Origin of the sequence: Actinomadura coerulea, from assembly GCF_014208105.1 — a bacterium.
GTDB lineage: Bacteria > Actinomycetota > Actinomycetes > Streptosporangiales > Streptosporangiaceae > Spirillospora > Spirillospora coerulea.
On sequence record NZ_JACHMQ010000001.1, the window covers coordinates 1,699,798 to 1,714,856 of the forward strand.

General features: G+C 73.6%; 12 protein-coding genes. 5 read left to right on the forward strand and 7 right to left on the reverse strand.

Features of this window, described 5'->3' with window-relative positions:
* Nucleotides 1-22 precede the first annotated feature (22 nt).
* The 3 genes from BKA00_RS07810 to BKA00_RS07820 form a co-directional block, all read right to left on the reverse strand.
* Entirely contained in the window at nucleotides 23-1,246 is a 1,224-nt protein-coding gene (locus BKA00_RS07810; protein ID WP_185024276.1) for a cytochrome P450, read from the reverse strand.
* 86 nt (nucleotides 1,247-1,332) lie between these two features.
* Nucleotides 1,333-2,418 carry a methyltransferase gene (locus BKA00_RS07815; protein WP_230299177.1) on the reverse strand — a complete coding sequence of 362 codons (1,086 nt, stop codon included), beginning with the start codon at nucleotides 2,416-2,418 and terminating at the stop codon, nucleotides 1,333-1,335.
* Between the two features lie 19 nt (nucleotides 2,419-2,437).
* Nucleotides 2,438-4,027 (reverse strand): CoA-transferase, encoded by a 1,590-nt coding sequence (locus tag BKA00_RS07820; protein WP_185024277.1) that lies wholly within the window; start codon nucleotides 4,025-4,027, stop codon nucleotides 2,438-2,440.
* Between the two features lie 227 nt (nucleotides 4,028-4,254).
* Between BKA00_RS07820 and BKA00_RS07825 the strand changes: the two genes are divergently transcribed.
* Nucleotides 4,255-5,763: a metallopeptidase TldD-related protein gene (locus BKA00_RS07825; RefSeq protein ID WP_185024278.1), complete on the forward strand. Its 1,509-nt coding sequence runs from the start codon at nucleotides 4,255-4,257 to the stop codon at nucleotides 5,761-5,763.
* Entirely contained in the window at nucleotides 5,760-7,172 is a 1,413-nt protein-coding gene (locus BKA00_RS07830) for a metallopeptidase TldD-related protein (protein WP_185024279.1), read from the forward strand. The genes BKA00_RS07825 and BKA00_RS07830 overlap by 4 nt, the downstream gene beginning before the upstream one ends.
* Here the strand turns inward: BKA00_RS07830 and rfbB are convergent.
* On the reverse strand, nucleotides 7,156-8,169 hold the full coding sequence (gene rfbB / locus BKA00_RS07835) for a dTDP-glucose 4,6-dehydratase (protein WP_185024280.1): 1,014 nt from the start codon (nucleotides 8,167-8,169) through the stop codon (nucleotides 7,156-7,158). The genes BKA00_RS07830 and rfbB overlap by 17 nt on opposite strands.
* A gap of 90 nt (nucleotides 8,170-8,259) precedes the next feature.
* Nucleotides 8,260-9,579: an acyltransferase family protein gene (locus BKA00_RS07840; protein ID WP_185024281.1), complete on the reverse strand. Its 1,320-nt coding sequence runs from the start codon at nucleotides 9,577-9,579 to the stop codon at nucleotides 8,260-8,262.
* A gap of 522 nt (nucleotides 9,580-10,101) precedes the next feature.
* Between BKA00_RS07840 and BKA00_RS07845 the strand changes: the two genes are divergently transcribed.
* Nucleotides 10,102-11,103, forward strand: a complete 1,002-nt coding sequence (locus BKA00_RS07845; RefSeq protein ID WP_185024282.1) for an aldo/keto reductase — start codon at nucleotides 10,102-10,104, stop codon at nucleotides 11,101-11,103.
* A gap of 43 nt (nucleotides 11,104-11,146) precedes the next feature.
* Complete coding sequence (locus tag BKA00_RS07850) at nucleotides 11,147-11,920, forward strand: class I SAM-dependent methyltransferase (RefSeq protein ID WP_185024283.1); 774 nt, start codon at nucleotides 11,147-11,149, stop codon at nucleotides 11,918-11,920.
* 24 nt (nucleotides 11,921-11,944) lie between these two features.
* On the opposite strand, the gene BKA00_RS07855 is transcribed toward BKA00_RS07850, so the two are convergent.
* Nucleotides 11,945-12,682, reverse strand: coding sequence for a class I SAM-dependent methyltransferase (locus BKA00_RS07855; RefSeq protein ID WP_185024284.1), 738 nt, complete (start codon nucleotides 12,680-12,682; stop codon nucleotides 11,945-11,947).
* 45 nt (nucleotides 12,683-12,727) lie between these two features.
* Between BKA00_RS07855 and BKA00_RS07860 the strand changes: the two genes are divergently transcribed.
* Complete coding sequence (locus BKA00_RS07860; protein WP_230299178.1) at nucleotides 12,728-14,215, forward strand: NDP-hexose 2,3-dehydratase family protein; 1,488 nt, start codon at nucleotides 12,728-12,730, stop codon at nucleotides 14,213-14,215.
* 6 nt (nucleotides 14,216-14,221) lie between these two features.
* Here BKA00_RS07860 and BKA00_RS07865 read toward each other — a convergent pair whose 3' ends face one another.
* Nucleotides 14,222-15,049 carry an ABC transporter permease gene (locus BKA00_RS07865; RefSeq protein ID WP_185024285.1) on the reverse strand — a complete coding sequence of 276 codons (828 nt, stop codon included), beginning with the start codon at nucleotides 15,047-15,049 and terminating at the stop codon, nucleotides 14,222-14,224.
* Between the last annotated feature and the right edge of the window lie 10 nt (nucleotides 15,050-15,059).

Sequence of the window (15,059 nt, forward strand, 5' to 3'; positions counted from 1 at the left end):
GAGAGCCGGGGCGGGCGCGGGGCTAGTCGACCGCGATGGGGAAGTGGTCGATGCCGCGGCCCACCCACGAGTCGCGGCGGACGGGCTCCCCGGCGGGCCGGATGCGGGGGAAGCGGCGCAGCAGCCGGGGAAGCGCGATCCGGGCCTCCAGGCGCGACAGCGGCGCCCCGAGGCAGAAGTGGCCGCCGGCCCCGAAGGTGAGCGGCGCGGTGTAGGGGCGGTCCGGGTCGAAGCGGCCGGGCTCGCGGTAGCGGCGGGGGTCGCGGTTGCCGGCGGCCAGGATGGCGACGACCTTCGTGCCCGCCGGGATCGTCGTCCCGAGGAGCTCCACGTCCGCCCCGGCCCAGCGGCTCGTCGCCTGCACCGGCGGCTCGAACCGCAGCACCTCCTCGGCGTAGGCGGAGGCGAAGCCGGGCTCGGCGCGGAGGCGGTCGGCGAGGCCGGGATGCTCGAAGGACAGCAGGAGCGCGTGCGCCATGAAGAAGTTCGTCGTCTCGAACCCGGCGGTCAGCAGCAGCATCATGTTGCCGACCAGCTCGTCGCGGCCGAGCCCGCCTCCGCCGTCGTGCACCCCCACCAGCGAGCTGACCAGGTCCGCCTCGGGGCAGCGGCGGCGCCGCTCGATCAGCTCGTCGAAGTACACCGCCAGGTCGTCCATGGCCGCGTCCGCCGGGGCGAGCCGGGAGGCGTTCGTGATCCCCTCCAGTGCCGTCGTCACGTCCGCCGCGATGGCCCGGAACCACGCCTGGTCGCGCTCGGGCACCCCGAGCAGCCCGCTGATCACCGCGATCGGCAGCCGCGAGGCGAACTCGGCGATGAAGTCGACCGCCGCGCCGCCCGCGCCGGCCTCCGCCAGCGAGTCCAGGAGCCGGTCGGTGATCTGCTCGATCGCCGTCTCGTAGCCCGCCACCCGCCGGGGCGTGAACTCGCCCCGCAGCAGCCGCCGCAGCCGGGTGTGCGCCGGCGGATTGCTGTAGAGCATGGAGTCGGTGTAGGCGCGCAGCGAGGAGTGCGCCCGCCACTGCGGGTAGAAGAGGTCGAAGCTGTCACCGTCCTGGACGCGCAGCCGCGGATCCCGGAGCACCCGGTCGCACTCGTCGTACCCGACGGCGGCCATCACCCCCGGTTTGATCCTGACGAGGTCGCCGTGCGCCCGTATCTCCTCGTACAGGGGATACGGATCCCGGAGTCCCTCGCCCACCAGCGCCGCGAGCGCCTCGCGCGGCTGCATCGTCCCCGTGGCCATCGCCTCGTCCCTTCCGCGATATTCCTCGTGGTCGCCGCTGCGCGGGGCTCTTCTGCCCGCCGCGGCCCGCCGCGTTCCGCCGGTGGTCACCCGCCGGGGTGTAGCTCGACGATCGACACCGCTCCCGCGGGGTGGACGGAGGCGACGCCGAGCCCGGCCTCGGCGGCGAGCGCCGACAGCTCCGGCAGCGACCGCACCTTCCCCCCGCAGTACGCGAGCATCCGCAGGTCGAGCCCGGTCGGCCCGGCGCCGTCCGGGCCGACGTTCTCCACGACGAGGACCGAGCCGGCCGCGCCCGCGGCCTCCGCGCAGCGCGCCAGGATGGCGCGTGCCGGGTCGTCGCCCCAGTTGTGGACGACCAGGGACAGCACGTAGCCTCCGGCCCCCGGCGGGAGCGGGCCGAACATGTCGCCCGTCTCGACCTGGGCGCGGTCGGCGACGCCCGCCGCGGCCAGCGCCTTGCGCGCCGCGTCGGTGGCGGGAGGCCGTTCGACGAGCACGCCCCGGAGGTCCGGATGCGCGGTGAGAAGCGCGGCGAGGAGTGTGCCCTCCCCGCCGCCGACGTCCACCACGCTGCCGAGGGACGCCCAGTCGTACGCCGACGCGATCCGGCGCGCCCGGTCCACTCCGCCCGGGCGGAGCATCGCGCGGAAGGCGGCCTCGTGCCGGGGCTCGGCGGCCAGGTCGTCCCAGAAGGAGAGGCCGAAGCGCCGCGGGTAGGCGGGCCCGCCCGTGCGGACGCTGTGCAGCAGCTCGACGTAGCAGAGCTCGGCCCGGCCGCCCTCCTCGACGTCGAGGCAGGCGCGCAGACCGCCCGGGTGGTCGTCGCGCAGCGCCTCGCCCAGCGCGGTCAGCCCGTACCGGTCGGAGCCGTCCCGGCGCAGCACCCCGCGCACCGCGAGGTAGCGCAGCAGGCGGGCGAGCCCGTCGGCGTCGGCGCCGGTCGCCTCCGCCAGTTCGGGCACGGTCCGCAGCCCGGACGCGATGTGGTCGGCGACGCGCAGGGTCGCCGCCGCCCGCACCGCCATCGGGGTCGCGAGCTGCGCCATCGCCCACAGCGCGGGGACGGCGTCGTCCGCCGCCGCCGACACGAGTCCCGCGTCGTGGCGCGGTCGGGCGGGGCCCCGGGAGCGGCGGCCGTGCGGCTCGTCGGACTCGGCCATTCGGTTCATCGGTCTCCCCGGTGCGCGGCTACGGACGGAAAAGTTCGGCGGCCATGGTGGTGACGCCGGCGGCGGTACGCACCGGGAAGCCGATCTGCCCGAGGACGTCCCGCCGGACGTCGACGCCGGGCGCCACCTCCGTCAGCACGAGTCCCTCGGAGGTCATCTCGAACACGGCGCGCTCGGTGACGACGACGGCGCGCTGGCCGCGTTGCAGACCGGAGCGGACCGCGTAGGTGACGTGGTCGGCCTCGGGCACGAACTTCTGGATCTCGCCTTCGCGCAGGATGTCCAGCCTGCCGTCGTCGCAGGAGACCTCGAGCCCCCCGGTGGTGAGGGTGCCTCCGAGGACGATCCGCCGCGCGTTGTGCGCGATGTCGACGAACCCGCCGCCGCCCGGGCTCGTGCCCGCGAACCGGCTGACGTTGACGTTCCCCGCGGCGTCGAGCTGGGCGAAGGACAGCGCGGCGAGGGCGCAGCCGCCGCCGTCGATGAAGTCGAACTGGTAGGTGCCGTCGACCAGCGCCTCGGGTGAGTAGTTGGCCGAGAACTGCCAGCCGCCCATGACGACGCCGCCGAAGGAGCCGTGCTCGGTGGTGAAGGTGTAGTCGCCCAGCCGGCCGTCCTGGAAGGCGCCGTCCTCCGCCATGGCCAGGATCGCGCTGGACGCCGCGCCGAACCCGAGGATCGTGGTCTCGCCGGGGCGGATCTCCCGCGCGACCCGGCGCGCGATGACCTTTCCCGGCCCGGGCCGCAGGCGCGGCAGGCGCCCGACCGGGTCCGCCACCGGCCGCAGGTAGCCGGGATCGTCGCGCACCTCCGTCCCGACCAGCTCGCTCGGGGCGACCACGACGCGGTCGACGAGCACTCCGGGGACCTGCACGTCGCGCGCGGGGCGGGAGCCGCGCGGCACGATCCGCGACACCTGGGCGATCACGGTGCCGCCGCTCGCCTTGACGGCGAGGGCGAGGGCGAGGGCGGCGGAGGTGATCGGCAGGTCCTCGAAGGACAGGTTGCCCTGGGCGTCGGAGCTGCTGGCCCGGATGACCCCCACGTCCAGCGGCCAGGTGGGGTAGAGCAGGAGCTCCTCGCCGCGGAGCTCGACCACCTCCACCAGGTCCTCCTTGGCCCGCCCGGTGAGGCGGCCGCCGCCGTGGCGCGGGTCGGCGAAGGTGCCGAGGCCGATGCGGGTGAGGTAGCCCGGGCTCCGCCGCGCGACCTCCCGCAGCCAGTGCATGGCGGCGCCGATCGGCCAGCTGTAGGCCTCGACGAGATCGTCGCGGATCAGTCCGGTGAGCGCGGGGCGGGCGCCGGTGCGCGGATGCCGCGGATTGATGTAGGAGCCCGCGACGACGCGGCGCATCAGCCCCTCGCGCGCCACGCCGTCCATGCCGCGGATGTCCATGGCGTCGCCGGTGGCGCACGGGAAGAAGAAGGTCAGGTCGCGGGGGGAGCCGGACCGCTCGAAGCGCTCGCCGACGGCGCGCAGGACCGCGTCCGGCGTGATCCACCCGATGACGCCGGTGCTGGCGACGGCCTGCCCGTCCTCGACGAGGGCGGCGGCGGTCGCCGCGTCGCAGACCTTGCCCCCCACGGCAGCAGCCGCGGCATCGTCCATCGCGTCCCCTCGGCGTCGCACCGGTCCCGGTCGTCCCGTGGCGGACCTGGTTCCCTCCGCACCGGACGCCGTCGACACTAATGCTATCAAAAACTATAGTTATCGCCCAGATCGGCGGATTGAGTTCCCCGAGCAGGCGCGTGAATCGGAGTCCGCGGCCGACCTTTTCCACCGCGAGGCAATATGTTTTTCTAGTAGGACGTGCCCGGCGTGGAAAGTGAGGCAGCGTGCGACGTGGAATGGACGCCTCGTTCTCCGCCCTCCCGCTGGAATCCCTGGCCGACGCGGCGCTCGGCCGCGCGGCCGGGCTGGGGGCCGGGCACGCGTCCTTCCGCCTCGACCGCGTCCGCACGGCGCGGCTGCTGCTGCGCGACGGCGTCCTCGGCGGCGGGCAGGACACCACGGAGACGGGCCTGGCCGTGCGGCTGTGGCACCGCGGCGTGCCCGGCTTCGCCGCCGCCCCCGAGCTGACGCCGCGCGCCGCCGCCGGGGCCGCCGAGCAGGCCGTGGCCGTCGCGCGCGCGTGCTCGGCGGTCGGCGGCGGCTCCGGTGAGCCGGTCGGCGAGCCGGTGCACCGCGACACCGCGTGGATCTCCTCGTACCGGGTCGATCCCTTCGAGGTGCCCGAGCGGGACCGCATCGCGCTGCTGGCCGACTGGAGCCGGCGGCTGCTGGCCGCGCCCGGCGTCGAGCACGTGCTGGCCTTCCTCACCCTCGTCCGGGAGAACAAGTTCTACGCCGATCTCGCGGGCACGGTGACCGCCCAGCAGCGGGTCCGGGTCCACCCGCTGTTCTTCGTCCAGGGCGCGGACCCGCGCGGCGGCGGGACGGCGACGCTGCGCACCCTCGGACCACCGACGGCCCGGGGCTGGGAGTACCTGGGCGGCGACGGCTGGGACTGGGAGCGCGAGCTGGCCGAGCTGCCCGCGCACCTGGCCGCCAAGCTCCGCGCCCGCCCGGTCCGGCCGGGCCGCTACGACCTGGTCATCGACCCGTCCAACCTCTGGCTGACCGTGCACGAGTCGGTCGGCCACACCACGGAGATGGACCGCGCGCTGGGCCACGAGGCGTCCTCGACCGGCACGACGTTCCTCACCCCGGACGGGCTCGGCTCCCACCGGTACGGCTCGCCGCTGATGAACGTCACCGCGGACCGCACGGCCGAGCACGGCCTCGCGACGGTGGGCTTCGACGACGAGGGCGTCGCGGCGCAGTCCTGGAGCCTCGTGCGGGACGGGGTGCTCACCGGCTTCCAGCACGACCGGCGCACCGCGGGGCTGGCGGGCCTGGGGCGCTCCAACGGCTGCTCGTTCGCCGAGTCCGCGATGCACGTGCCGCTGCCGCGGATGCCCAACGTCGGGCTCCGGCCCGCGCCCGGCGGACCGTCCACCGGCGACCTCATCGCGGGGATCGAGGACGGGATCTACCTCGCCGGCTCCGACAGCTGGTCGATCGACATGCGGCGCCAGAACTTCCAGATGACCGCCCAGCGGTGCCACCGGATCCGCAACGGCAGGCTGGACGGCCAGCTGAGCGGGGTCGCCTACCGGGCCTCCACGACGGAGTTCTGGTCGGCGCTGACCGCGCTCGGCGGCGAGGACACCTACCGGCTCTTCGGCGCCGACCTGTGCGGCAAGGGCCAGCCGATGCAGGTGGCCGCGGCCAGCCACGGCTGCCCCGCGGCCGTGTTCGAGGGGATCGAGGTCGTCGACACCGGCGCGGAGGGGCTGTCGTGAGGCTCGCGGAGCTGGCCGTGGAGGCCGGGAAGGACGCCGACGCCTACGTGGCGGTCGTCGACGAGGCCGCCACGGCGCACGCGCGGTGGGCGGGCAACGCGCTGACGTCGAGCGGCCTCACCGCCGACACGAGGCTGACGGTGATCGCTGTGACCTCGGACGGGAGCGGCACCGCGGCCGGCGTCGTCACGCACCGCGGCGCGGTGGACGAGGACGCGGTGCGGGCCGTCGTGGCGGCGGCCGAACGGGCCGCGCGCACGGCGACGCCCGCCGCCGACGCCCGTCCCCTGCTGACCGGCGACGCCGTGCCGCCCTCCCCGGACTGGGGTGAGCCCGCGCCGGCGCCCGCGGAGTCGGCCGGCGGCCTCGCCCGGTTCGCCGGCGGCCTCGCCGCGACGTTCGAGCGGGCCCGCGCGGAACGCCGCCTGCTGTACGGCTACGCCGAGCAGCGGCAGCACACGACCTGGCTGGCGTCCTCCACCGGACTGCGGCTGCGCCACGTCCAGACCGCGGGCCTGGTGGACCTGACCGCCAAGTCCGAGGACGGCGTCGCCTCGACGTGGAGCGGCACCGGGGCGGCCGACCTCGGCGGGATCGATCCACTCGCCGCGTACGAGGGCCTGGGCGAGCGTCTCGGCTGGGCGCGCAGGCGCGTCGAGCTCCCCGCCGGACGCTACGAGGTGCTGCTGTCCCCGTCGTGCGTCGCCGATCTCATGCTGCGGCTGTACCGCGCGGCCGGGGCGAAGGACGCCGTCGACGCGCGCACCGTGTTCCGCGGCCCTGACGGCGGGACCCGGATCGGCGAGCGCCTGACCGGCGCGCCGCTCACGCTGCGCAGCGACCCGGGGGAGCCGGGCCTGCGCTGCGCGCCCTTCGTCGCCGCCCGGGGCTCCGCGGACGTCGCGCAGGTGTTCGCGGACACCGTCTCGGTGTTCGACAACGGGTTGCCGCTCCGGCCGACCGAGTGGATCCGCGACGGCGTCCTCACCGGCCTGGTCCAGACGCGCCACTCCGCCGAGCTCACCGGGCTGCCGGTCACGCCGCAGGTCGGCAACCTGGTGCTGGAGGGCCCGGGGGAGGGCCGGGCACTCGCCGACCTCGTCGCGGCCACCAGGCGCGGGCTCCTGGTCACGTCGCTGTGGTACGTCCGCGACGTCGACCCCCGGACGCTGCTGCTCACCGGGCTCACCCGCGACGGCGTCTACCTGGTGGAGGACGGCGAAGTGGTGGGGGAGGCGAACAACTTCCGCTTCGACGAGAGCCCGGTCGGCGTGCTGGGCCGGGTGGCGGAGATCGGCCGCACCGAACCCGCCCTGCCCAGGGAACGGGACGACTCCACCCCCCGGACCGCCATGCCCGCTCTCCGGGTGGACGGCTTCACGATGTCGGCGGTCAGCGAGGCGACCTGAGCATCGGCCCCGGCGTCTTCCGGAGACCGGCTTTCAGCGGTTCCCACCAGGCGCGGTTCGCGCGGTACCACTCGACGGTCGCCTCCAGCCCGTCCTCGAAGCGCACGCGCGGAGCAAAGCCGAGCCGTTCCTCGATCTTGGTGGTGTCGAGCGCGTACCGGCGGTCGTGGCCCTGCCGGTCGGGGACGTGGTCGACCATCTCCCATCCGGCGCCGCACGCCTCCAGCAGCAGGGACGTCAGGTCCTCGTTGGACAGTTCCTTGCCGCCGCCGACGTGGTACACCTCGCCCGGACGGCCGGACCGCAGCACCAGGTCGAGCGCGCGGCAGTGGTCCGACACGTGCAGCCAGCCGCGCCGGTGGCGCCCGTCGCCGTACAGCGGCACCCGCCGGCCGTCGAGCAGGTTGGTCACGAACAGCGGGATCACCTTCTCCGGGAACTGGTGGTGGCCGTAGTTGTTGGTGCACCGCGTGACCACGACCTCAAGGCCGCGGGTCCGGTGCCAGGCCAGCGCCAGCAGGTCCGACCCGGCCTTGGCCGACGCGTAGGGCCCGTTGGGCAGCAGCGGGGCGTCCTCCGTCCACGACCCCTGGGCTATCGAGCCGTAGACCTCGTCGGTGGACACGTGCACGAACCTGCCGACGCCGTGCCGCTGGGCCGCCTCCAGCATGTTCTGCGTGCCCAGCACATTGGTCCGCACGAAGGGCGTGGCGGTGTCGATCGAGCGGTCCACGTGCGATTCGGCGGCGAGATGGACGATCGCGTCCTGACCGGCCACGGCCGCGTCGACCGCGTCCGGATCGCAGGTGTCGCCGTGCACGAACTGGTAGCGGGGGTGCCCGGCGACCGGGGCCAGGTTCTGCGGGTTCCCCGAGTACGTGAGCGCGTCCAGCACGGTGACGTGCGCGCCCGCCGTGCCCGGCAGCTCGCCGCGCAGCGTCGCCCGCACGAACTCCGAGCCGATGAACCCGGCGCCCCCGGTGACCAGGAGTCTCATCGCCCCGCCTCCTCGGCGTTCCCTGGTGGTCTGCGCGCCCGCGGCGGGCGGGACGGGCCGGGGCGCCGTCTCACCCGCCGCGGGCGTCGGTCAGGCTTGCGCGTCCCGGGGGGCGCGCACCGCGCCCGCCTCGGCGGGCGCCGCGGCGCGCGCCTCGGCGGGCGTGCTGACGGCGACGCTCAACTCGACCGGCGCCTTGCCCAGCCGCGGCCGGAGCATGTGGAACGGCTTCTCGACCACGATGTAGCTCGCGTAGCCGACCATCACGCACAGCGCCAGTTCGACGCCCAGGACTTCCCAGTAGCCGCCGATCTCGGGTGCGAACAGCGGCCCGACGAACTTGGCGTACACGAAGATGTGCCAGAGGTAGACGCTGTAGGAGATCCGGCCGAAGAACCGCAGCAGCGAGTTGTCCAGCATGGCGCCCGCCACCTTGAAGCGGACGCCCGGCACGGTCAGCGGCGCGAAGACGGCCACCGAGAACGCGAGGAAGAGCCAGTAGTCGGCGGCCGCGGCCGGCGCCGGCACGTAGTCCACCAGGCGGTAGTCCGCGAGCGGGGAGAGGCAGGCCAGGACGAAGATGCCGAGGGCCCCCAGCCAGAGCTTGCCCGGATGCCGGCCGATCAGGCGGTACACCCGCGGCACCGCGTCGGGGCGCGTCTCCGCGGCGGCGGACAGCACGGCCAGCATCATGCCGACGGAGAGCCAGCCCATGTAGCTCATCGGCCAGAAGTACTGCGTCGGCCACAGCTTCATCGGGTCGTCCCGGAACTGCGGGAAATGGAGCCAGGTGAAGAAGCCGAAGCCGATGAACACCGGGACGGCCAGCGGCACGAGCAGCCGCCGTATGCGGGCCTCGTGCGTCTCGGCGCGCCGCGCGTACCGGTGGAGGAGCCAGGCGAACACCGGCATGGCCAGGTAGAACAGGAAGTCGTTGGCGTTGCTCCAGGTGTGCATCATCCCCATGGGAATGGCGCCGTGCTCCCAGATCTGGAGCAGGAGCAGCGGGCGGATCACTTCCCAGGCGCCGTGGATGCTGTCCCGGTTGAGCACGAGGAGAGCGGTGATCGTCAGTACCCAGTAGGCGGGCAGGATCCGCAGCGCCCGGCGCCAGAAGTAGCGCTTGACGTTCGGCCTGCGCTCACCGGTGAGCGTGTACAGCGCGAACGCGCGGTACAGCAGGTAGCCGGTCATCACGAACCAGATCGGGAAGGCGACGGCCACCCGGTTCAGCATGATGGCCCAGATGCCGTTCCCCGTGGAGTGCATGTAGCTCCAGCCCTGCACGCTGGTCGCCACTCCGGTGTGGCCGAGGACGACGAGCAGCACGACGGCGCCGCGCAGTCCTTCGAGCTCCGGGATGAACTTCCGAGGCCGGTCCGATGCCGGATCGGGTGCGGCGGCTCCCACAGCATCCCCGCTGGATGCCTTCGTTACCATGGGCGTTTCTCCCATCTCGCACGACCCTGGATCGTCGGGTCGAAGCGAAGAGCGGATCGGGTCGGACGGTCCGTCGAGGCCGGCCGCGGTCTCGCACCGGCGGATGTCGGGCGCGGTCCGGCGGCGCGCGGGGACGATCAGAAGGCCGGCGCCGCCGGGAACGGCCGCGCGCTCCCCGTCACCGTGCTGTCGTCACGCGTGGGTTGCCGTCGGAGTCATTGACGATCCCCACCCCCCGGTTTCCTCGGCGGGGTCACCGAGGATCTGTCGCCGGACACGCTCGGCGGGTCGTCCGCCGTGGACCGGATCGCCGTCCCGCGCCGATGCGGTACCGCCCTCGGGGCCATGTGGACCACCTTTACCCGCCAAAGGTCCTACACTTGAGAAAACGATAGCATTGACGTCGCAGGACGCGATAGTAGGGGACATAGGGGAATCTGACTTGAATAACTAGTATCGTGAAAGCCGTTCGAGAGCCTGAGGAGGCGGTCGATGCCCCATCCCGGAGAGTTCCGCGTACCGCTGGGTTCCACCGATCTGCGGATCGGCCGCCTCGGCCTCGGCACCGTGAACTTCGGCGGCCGCGTCGACGGGGCGGACGCCCGCCGCCTCATGGACCACGCGCTGGCGAGCGGGATCAACCTCGTCGACACCGCGGACATCTACGGCTGGCGCGTCTACAAGGGGCACACCGAAGAGGTGATCGGGAACTGGCTCGCGGCGCGTCCGGACCGCCGGGACGAGGTCGTCGTGGCCACCAAGGTCGGGGGCCCGATGAGCGACGACCCGGGCGACCGCGGCCTGTCGGCGCGGCACATCGTCGCGGCGTGCGAGGCCTCCCTGCGCCGGCTGAACACCGACCGGATCGACCTGTACCAGATGCACCAGGTGGACCGGTCGGTCCCCTGGGACGAGATCTGGCTGGCCATGGAACTGCTGCTCGGCCAGGGGAAGATCCGCCACGTCGGCTCCTCCAACTTCGCCGGCTGGGACATCGCCCTCGCCCAGGAGACCGCCGCCCGCCGCCGCGTTCCTGGGCTCGCCTCGGAGCAGTGCGTCTACAACCTCGTCACCCGGCACGCGGAGCTCGAGGTGATCCCCGCGGCGACGGCCCTCGGGCTCGGGGTGCTGGTCTGGTCGCCGCTGCACGGCGGCCTGCTCGGCGGCGTACTGCGCAAGAAGGCGGAGGGAACCGCGGTCAAGTCCGCCCAGGGGCGCGCGGTCGAGGCGCTGCAGGAGCACGCGGCGGCCATCGCCGAGTACGAGCGGTTCTGCGCGGACATCGGGCGGGACCCCGCCGAGGTCGGCCTCGCCTGGACGCTGTCCAGGCCGGGGGTGACCGGAGTCCTCATCGGCCCGCGCACCCCGGCCCACGTCGACGGCGCGGTCCGGGCCCTGGAAAAGCCCCTGACCGAGGAGGAGACCGACCGGCTGGACGTCCTCTTCCCGCCCGTCGGCCGGGGCGGACCGGCGCCCGCCGCGTGGATGAGCTGACCCCCCGTCTGGACGCGATCTCTGCCGCTGGAGGACGAGACAGGTGACCTCGACGAACCACAGGGACCCGCGCTCGCTGGCACGCGAGTCGGACCAGGAGCGCGACGTGCGCGAGCGGCTCACGCGGCTGCTGCGCGACACCCCCATCCCGCCCGAGTACCTGATCGACAACCTGGCCCTGTACCTGCGGCGCCACCAGCTCACCGATCTGCTGTGCATGGACGCGCTCTACCGCATGATCCTCGACGTCCCCGGCGTGATCATGGAGTTCGGCGTGCTGCACGGGCGGCACCTGGCCACGCTGACCGCGCTGCGCGGCTGCCACGAGCCCTACACCTCGGTGCGGAGGGTCATCGGGTTCGACACCTTCACCGGCTTCCCCGACGTCGCCGACGTCGACCGGGCCGGGCCGAACGCGGTGGCCGGCCGGTTCGCGGTGGGCGAGGGGTACCCCGACCACCTGCGCGAGGTGCTCGACGCGCACGAGTCGGGAGAACCCTTCGCGCACGTCCGGCGGACCGCGGTGGTCGAGGGCGACGTCCGCGAGACCCTGCCGCGCTACCTCGCCGACAACCCGGAGACCGTGATCGCGCTGGCCTATTTCGACCTCGACCTCCACGCGCCGACCCGCGCCGCGCTGGAGGCGATCCGGCCCTACCTGACCAAGGGCAGCGTGCTCGCCTTCGACGAGATCGCCTATTCCAAGTGGCCGGGGGAGACGGCCGCGCTGCGCGAGGCCGTCGGCCTCGACGCGGTGACGCTGCGCACCCTTCCCGGCCGGGAGCCGCCCGTCACGTACCTGCGCTGGGGCGAGTAGCGCCCCCCGGCGCCCGGCCGCGGGTCAGCCGCGGCGGACCCCGACGAACAGGCCGTAGCCGTTCAGGCCGGCCTCCTCGTGCTCGACGCCGCATCCGGCGTCCTCGAACGCCGCGGTGAACTCGTCCGCGGTGAACATGGTGAAGGCCTCCAGGGTGCGGAACTCGCTGACGCCCGCGGGGCGTCCCACCAGCCAGCGCACGTCCATCAGCGCCGCGCGGTCCCGCCGGGTCGAGTGGGAGACCCGCGCGACCACGGTGTCGCCGTCTCGTACCAGGTCGGCCCCGACGTACCCCTCGATGAACCTCTCCGGCGGCCACCAGGGTTCGACGACGAGCACCCCGCCGGGGAGGAGATGGCCCGCCATGGTCCTGACCGCGGCGCGCATGGCGGCGACGGTCGGCAGATAGGCGATCGCGGTGTAGAGGCACGTCACGGCGTCGAAGGCGCGGCCGAGGGCGAAGTCCCGCATGTCGCCGCCGTGGACGGCCACTCCCGGCAGCCGCCGCACGGCGCGCTCGCGCATCGCGGGCGAGAGCTCCAGGCCCTCGACGTGGTCGAAGCCCGCCCGGAACGCCTCCAGGTGGGCCCCGGTGCCGCAGGCGACGTCGAGGAGGGACCGCGCGCCGGGGCGGCGCGCCCGGATGCGCCGCGCGACCGCCGCCGCCTCCTCGCCCCAGTCCTTGCCGCGGTGCCGGTACGTCAGCTCGTAGACCTCGGCGTGCTTCGGGCCGAAGGCGGCGTCGCGCTCCGAGGCGGACACGGGGTCTCCCTTCCCGGCTGCTAATGCTATATGTAATTTAAGTAGATGATACAGCCGGGCGTGAACGGCAGCCGGATCAGGCGGCCGCGGACGGAGGCGGGCATGGCGGGTGCGAACGCGGGCTCTGCGCTGAGGGCGGCGCCGAGCGAGGAGTCCGAGCTGGGCCGGCGGCTCGCGGCGTCGGCCGAATGCCGGCACCGCCCGGCCGAGGACGTCCTCGAATGGCTGGACGAGCGCCGCCGCCGCGTCCCGGTCCAGGTGACGCGCATCCCGTTCGAGCGCATGGCCGGATGGTCGTTCGCCCCGGAGTCGGGCGACCTCGTGCACGAGAGCGGCCGCTTCTTCACCGTGGGCGGCATCCACGCCCGCACCGACTACGGCGCCACCCCCGAGTGGCGGCAGCCGATCATCTACCAGCAGGACGTCGCGATCGTGGGCATCCTCGCCAAGGAGATCGACGGCGTCCTGCACTTCCTGATGCAGGCCAAGATCGAGCCCGGGAACGTGAACACGGTGCAGCTGTCTCCCACCGTCCAGTCCACGTCGAGCAACTACCTGCGCACGCACCGCGGCGCCCGGTCCCGGTTCGTCGAGTACTTCACCGAGCCCGGGCGGGCCCGGGTGCTGGTCGACGTCCTGCAGTCCGAGCAGGGGGCGTGGTTCTGGGCCAAGCGCAACCGGAACGTCGTCATGGAGGTCACCGGCGAGGTGGAGCCGCACGAGGACTTCGCCTGGATGACGCTCGGCCAGATCCTCGACCTCCTGCACCACCCCAACATCGTGAACATGGACTCCAGGACCGTCCTGGCCTGCCTGCTGTCCGCGGCCCCGTCCATGGGCGCGCGGCCGGACGACGGAGCCTCGGCCGTCTTCGCGGAGGCGTACGCCTCCGGCGGCGACCCCCTCCTCTCGCCGGCGCAGGTGAGGAGCTGGCTCACCGAGCGCAAGTCCGCGTACACGCTCACGACGCGCGCGGTCCCCCTCGACTCCGTGGACGGATGGGAGCGGGGCGCCGAGGCGATCCGCCGTCCCGACGGCAGGTACTTCAGCGTCGTCGGGGTGGAGGTCCACGCGGGCAACCGGGAGGTGTCGGACTGGTGCCAGCCGCTGCTCGAACCCTGCGGTACCGGGCTGGCCGCCCTCGTCGTCCGCCGCATCCACGGCGTCCGGCACCTTCTCGCCCGCGCCGACCTGCGCCCGGGATGCCGCGACACCGTGGAGCTCGGCCCCACCGTGCAGTGCACCCCCGAGAACTACGCGGAGGCGCCCGCCGAGCGGCGCCCCCGGTATCTCGACCTCGTCCTCTCCAGGGCCGTCCAGGTGAAGTACGACGTGGTGCAGTCAGAGGAGGGCGGCCGGTTCCGGCGGGCCCTGACCCGCCACCTCGTGGTCGAGGTCGGCGGCGGCTTCCCGCTCCAGCCGCCTCCCGACTTCTGCTGGCTCACGGTGCCCCAGGCGATGGCGCTGGCCCGCCAGAGCTACCAGGTCAACATCGAGGCCCGCAGCCTGCTGCTCTGCCTGCACGCGATGTGAGGGCGCTCAGTGCCGGCCGCGGCCGTACCGGTACATGGTCAGGGGCGCGAAGACCGCGACGAGGACGGCGCAGGCCAGGAACGCCCAGCCCATCTGGCCGGCGGTCGCGGTGCCGTCCATCAGCCCCCGCATGGCGGTCGTCGCGACGCTGATCGGATTGACCTTGATCAGCCCCTCCAGCCAGCCCGGCATCGTCTGCTGCGGCACCATGACGTTGCTGGCGACGACGAGGATGAACAGGAGCGTCCAGCTCAGCGTCTGCGCCGCGGTCGGCGTCCGCACGCTGACCCCGACGAAGGTTCCGATCCAGGCGAGGCAGAAGGCGAACAGCTGGAGGAACAGCAGCGCCAGCACCACGCCGCCCACGCCGCCGTCCGGGCGGAACCCCAGCGCCAGCCCCAGCAGCAGAGGCACGACCGACGCCACCGCGTACCGGACCACGTCCCCCAGCATCGCCCCGACCAGCACCGACGACTGCCACACCGGCAGCGACCGCACCCGGTCGAACACCCCCTGGTCGACGTCCTGGTTCAGCACGATCCCGGTGTACGCCGTCGTCAGGGCCACCGCCATGACCATGACGCCGGGCAGGAAGAAGTGCAGGTAGCGGCCGGGCGACCCGGCGATCGCGCCGCCCACCAGATAGGTGAACGAGAGCGTGAAGATGACCGGGAGCATCAGGGCATCCACCAGCTGGTTCGGTGAGTGCTTGATCTTCAGCAGCGCGCGCCACCCGAACGTCATCGACGCCGACAGCGCGCCGGCCCTCGGGGGACGCTCGCCGGGCGCCGCCAGCGGCCCCCGCGCGCGAGTCATGGGCTGGGACGTCGTCATCTCGCCCGCC

Coding starts and splice junctions, on each gene's coding strand:
- BKA00_RS07820 (WP_185024277.1), bottom strand. CDS start 4,027: ATGGACGATGCCGCGGCTGCTGCCGTGGGGGGCAAGGTCTGCGACGCG.
- BKA00_RS07810 (WP_185024276.1), bottom strand. CDS start 1,246: ATGGCCACGGGGACGATGCAGCCGCGCGAGGCGCTCGCGGCGCTGGTG.
- BKA00_RS07865 (WP_185024285.1), bottom strand. CDS start 15,049: ATGACGACGTCCCAGCCCATGACTCGCGCGCGGGGGCCGCTGGCGGCG.
- rfbB (WP_185024280.1), bottom strand. CDS start 8,169: ATGAGACTCCTGGTCACCGGGGGCGCCGGGTTCATCGGCTCGGAGTTC.
- BKA00_RS07845 (WP_185024282.1), top strand. CDS start 10,102: ATGCCCCATCCCGGAGAGTTCCGCGTACCGCTGGGTTCCACCGATCTG.
- BKA00_RS07815 (WP_230299177.1), bottom strand. CDS start 2,418: ATGAACCGAATGGCCGAGTCCGACGAGCCGCACGGCCGCCGCTCCCGG.
- BKA00_RS07860 (WP_230299178.1), top strand. CDS start 12,728: ATGATACAGCCGGGCGTGAACGGCAGCCGGATCAGGCGGCCGCGGACG.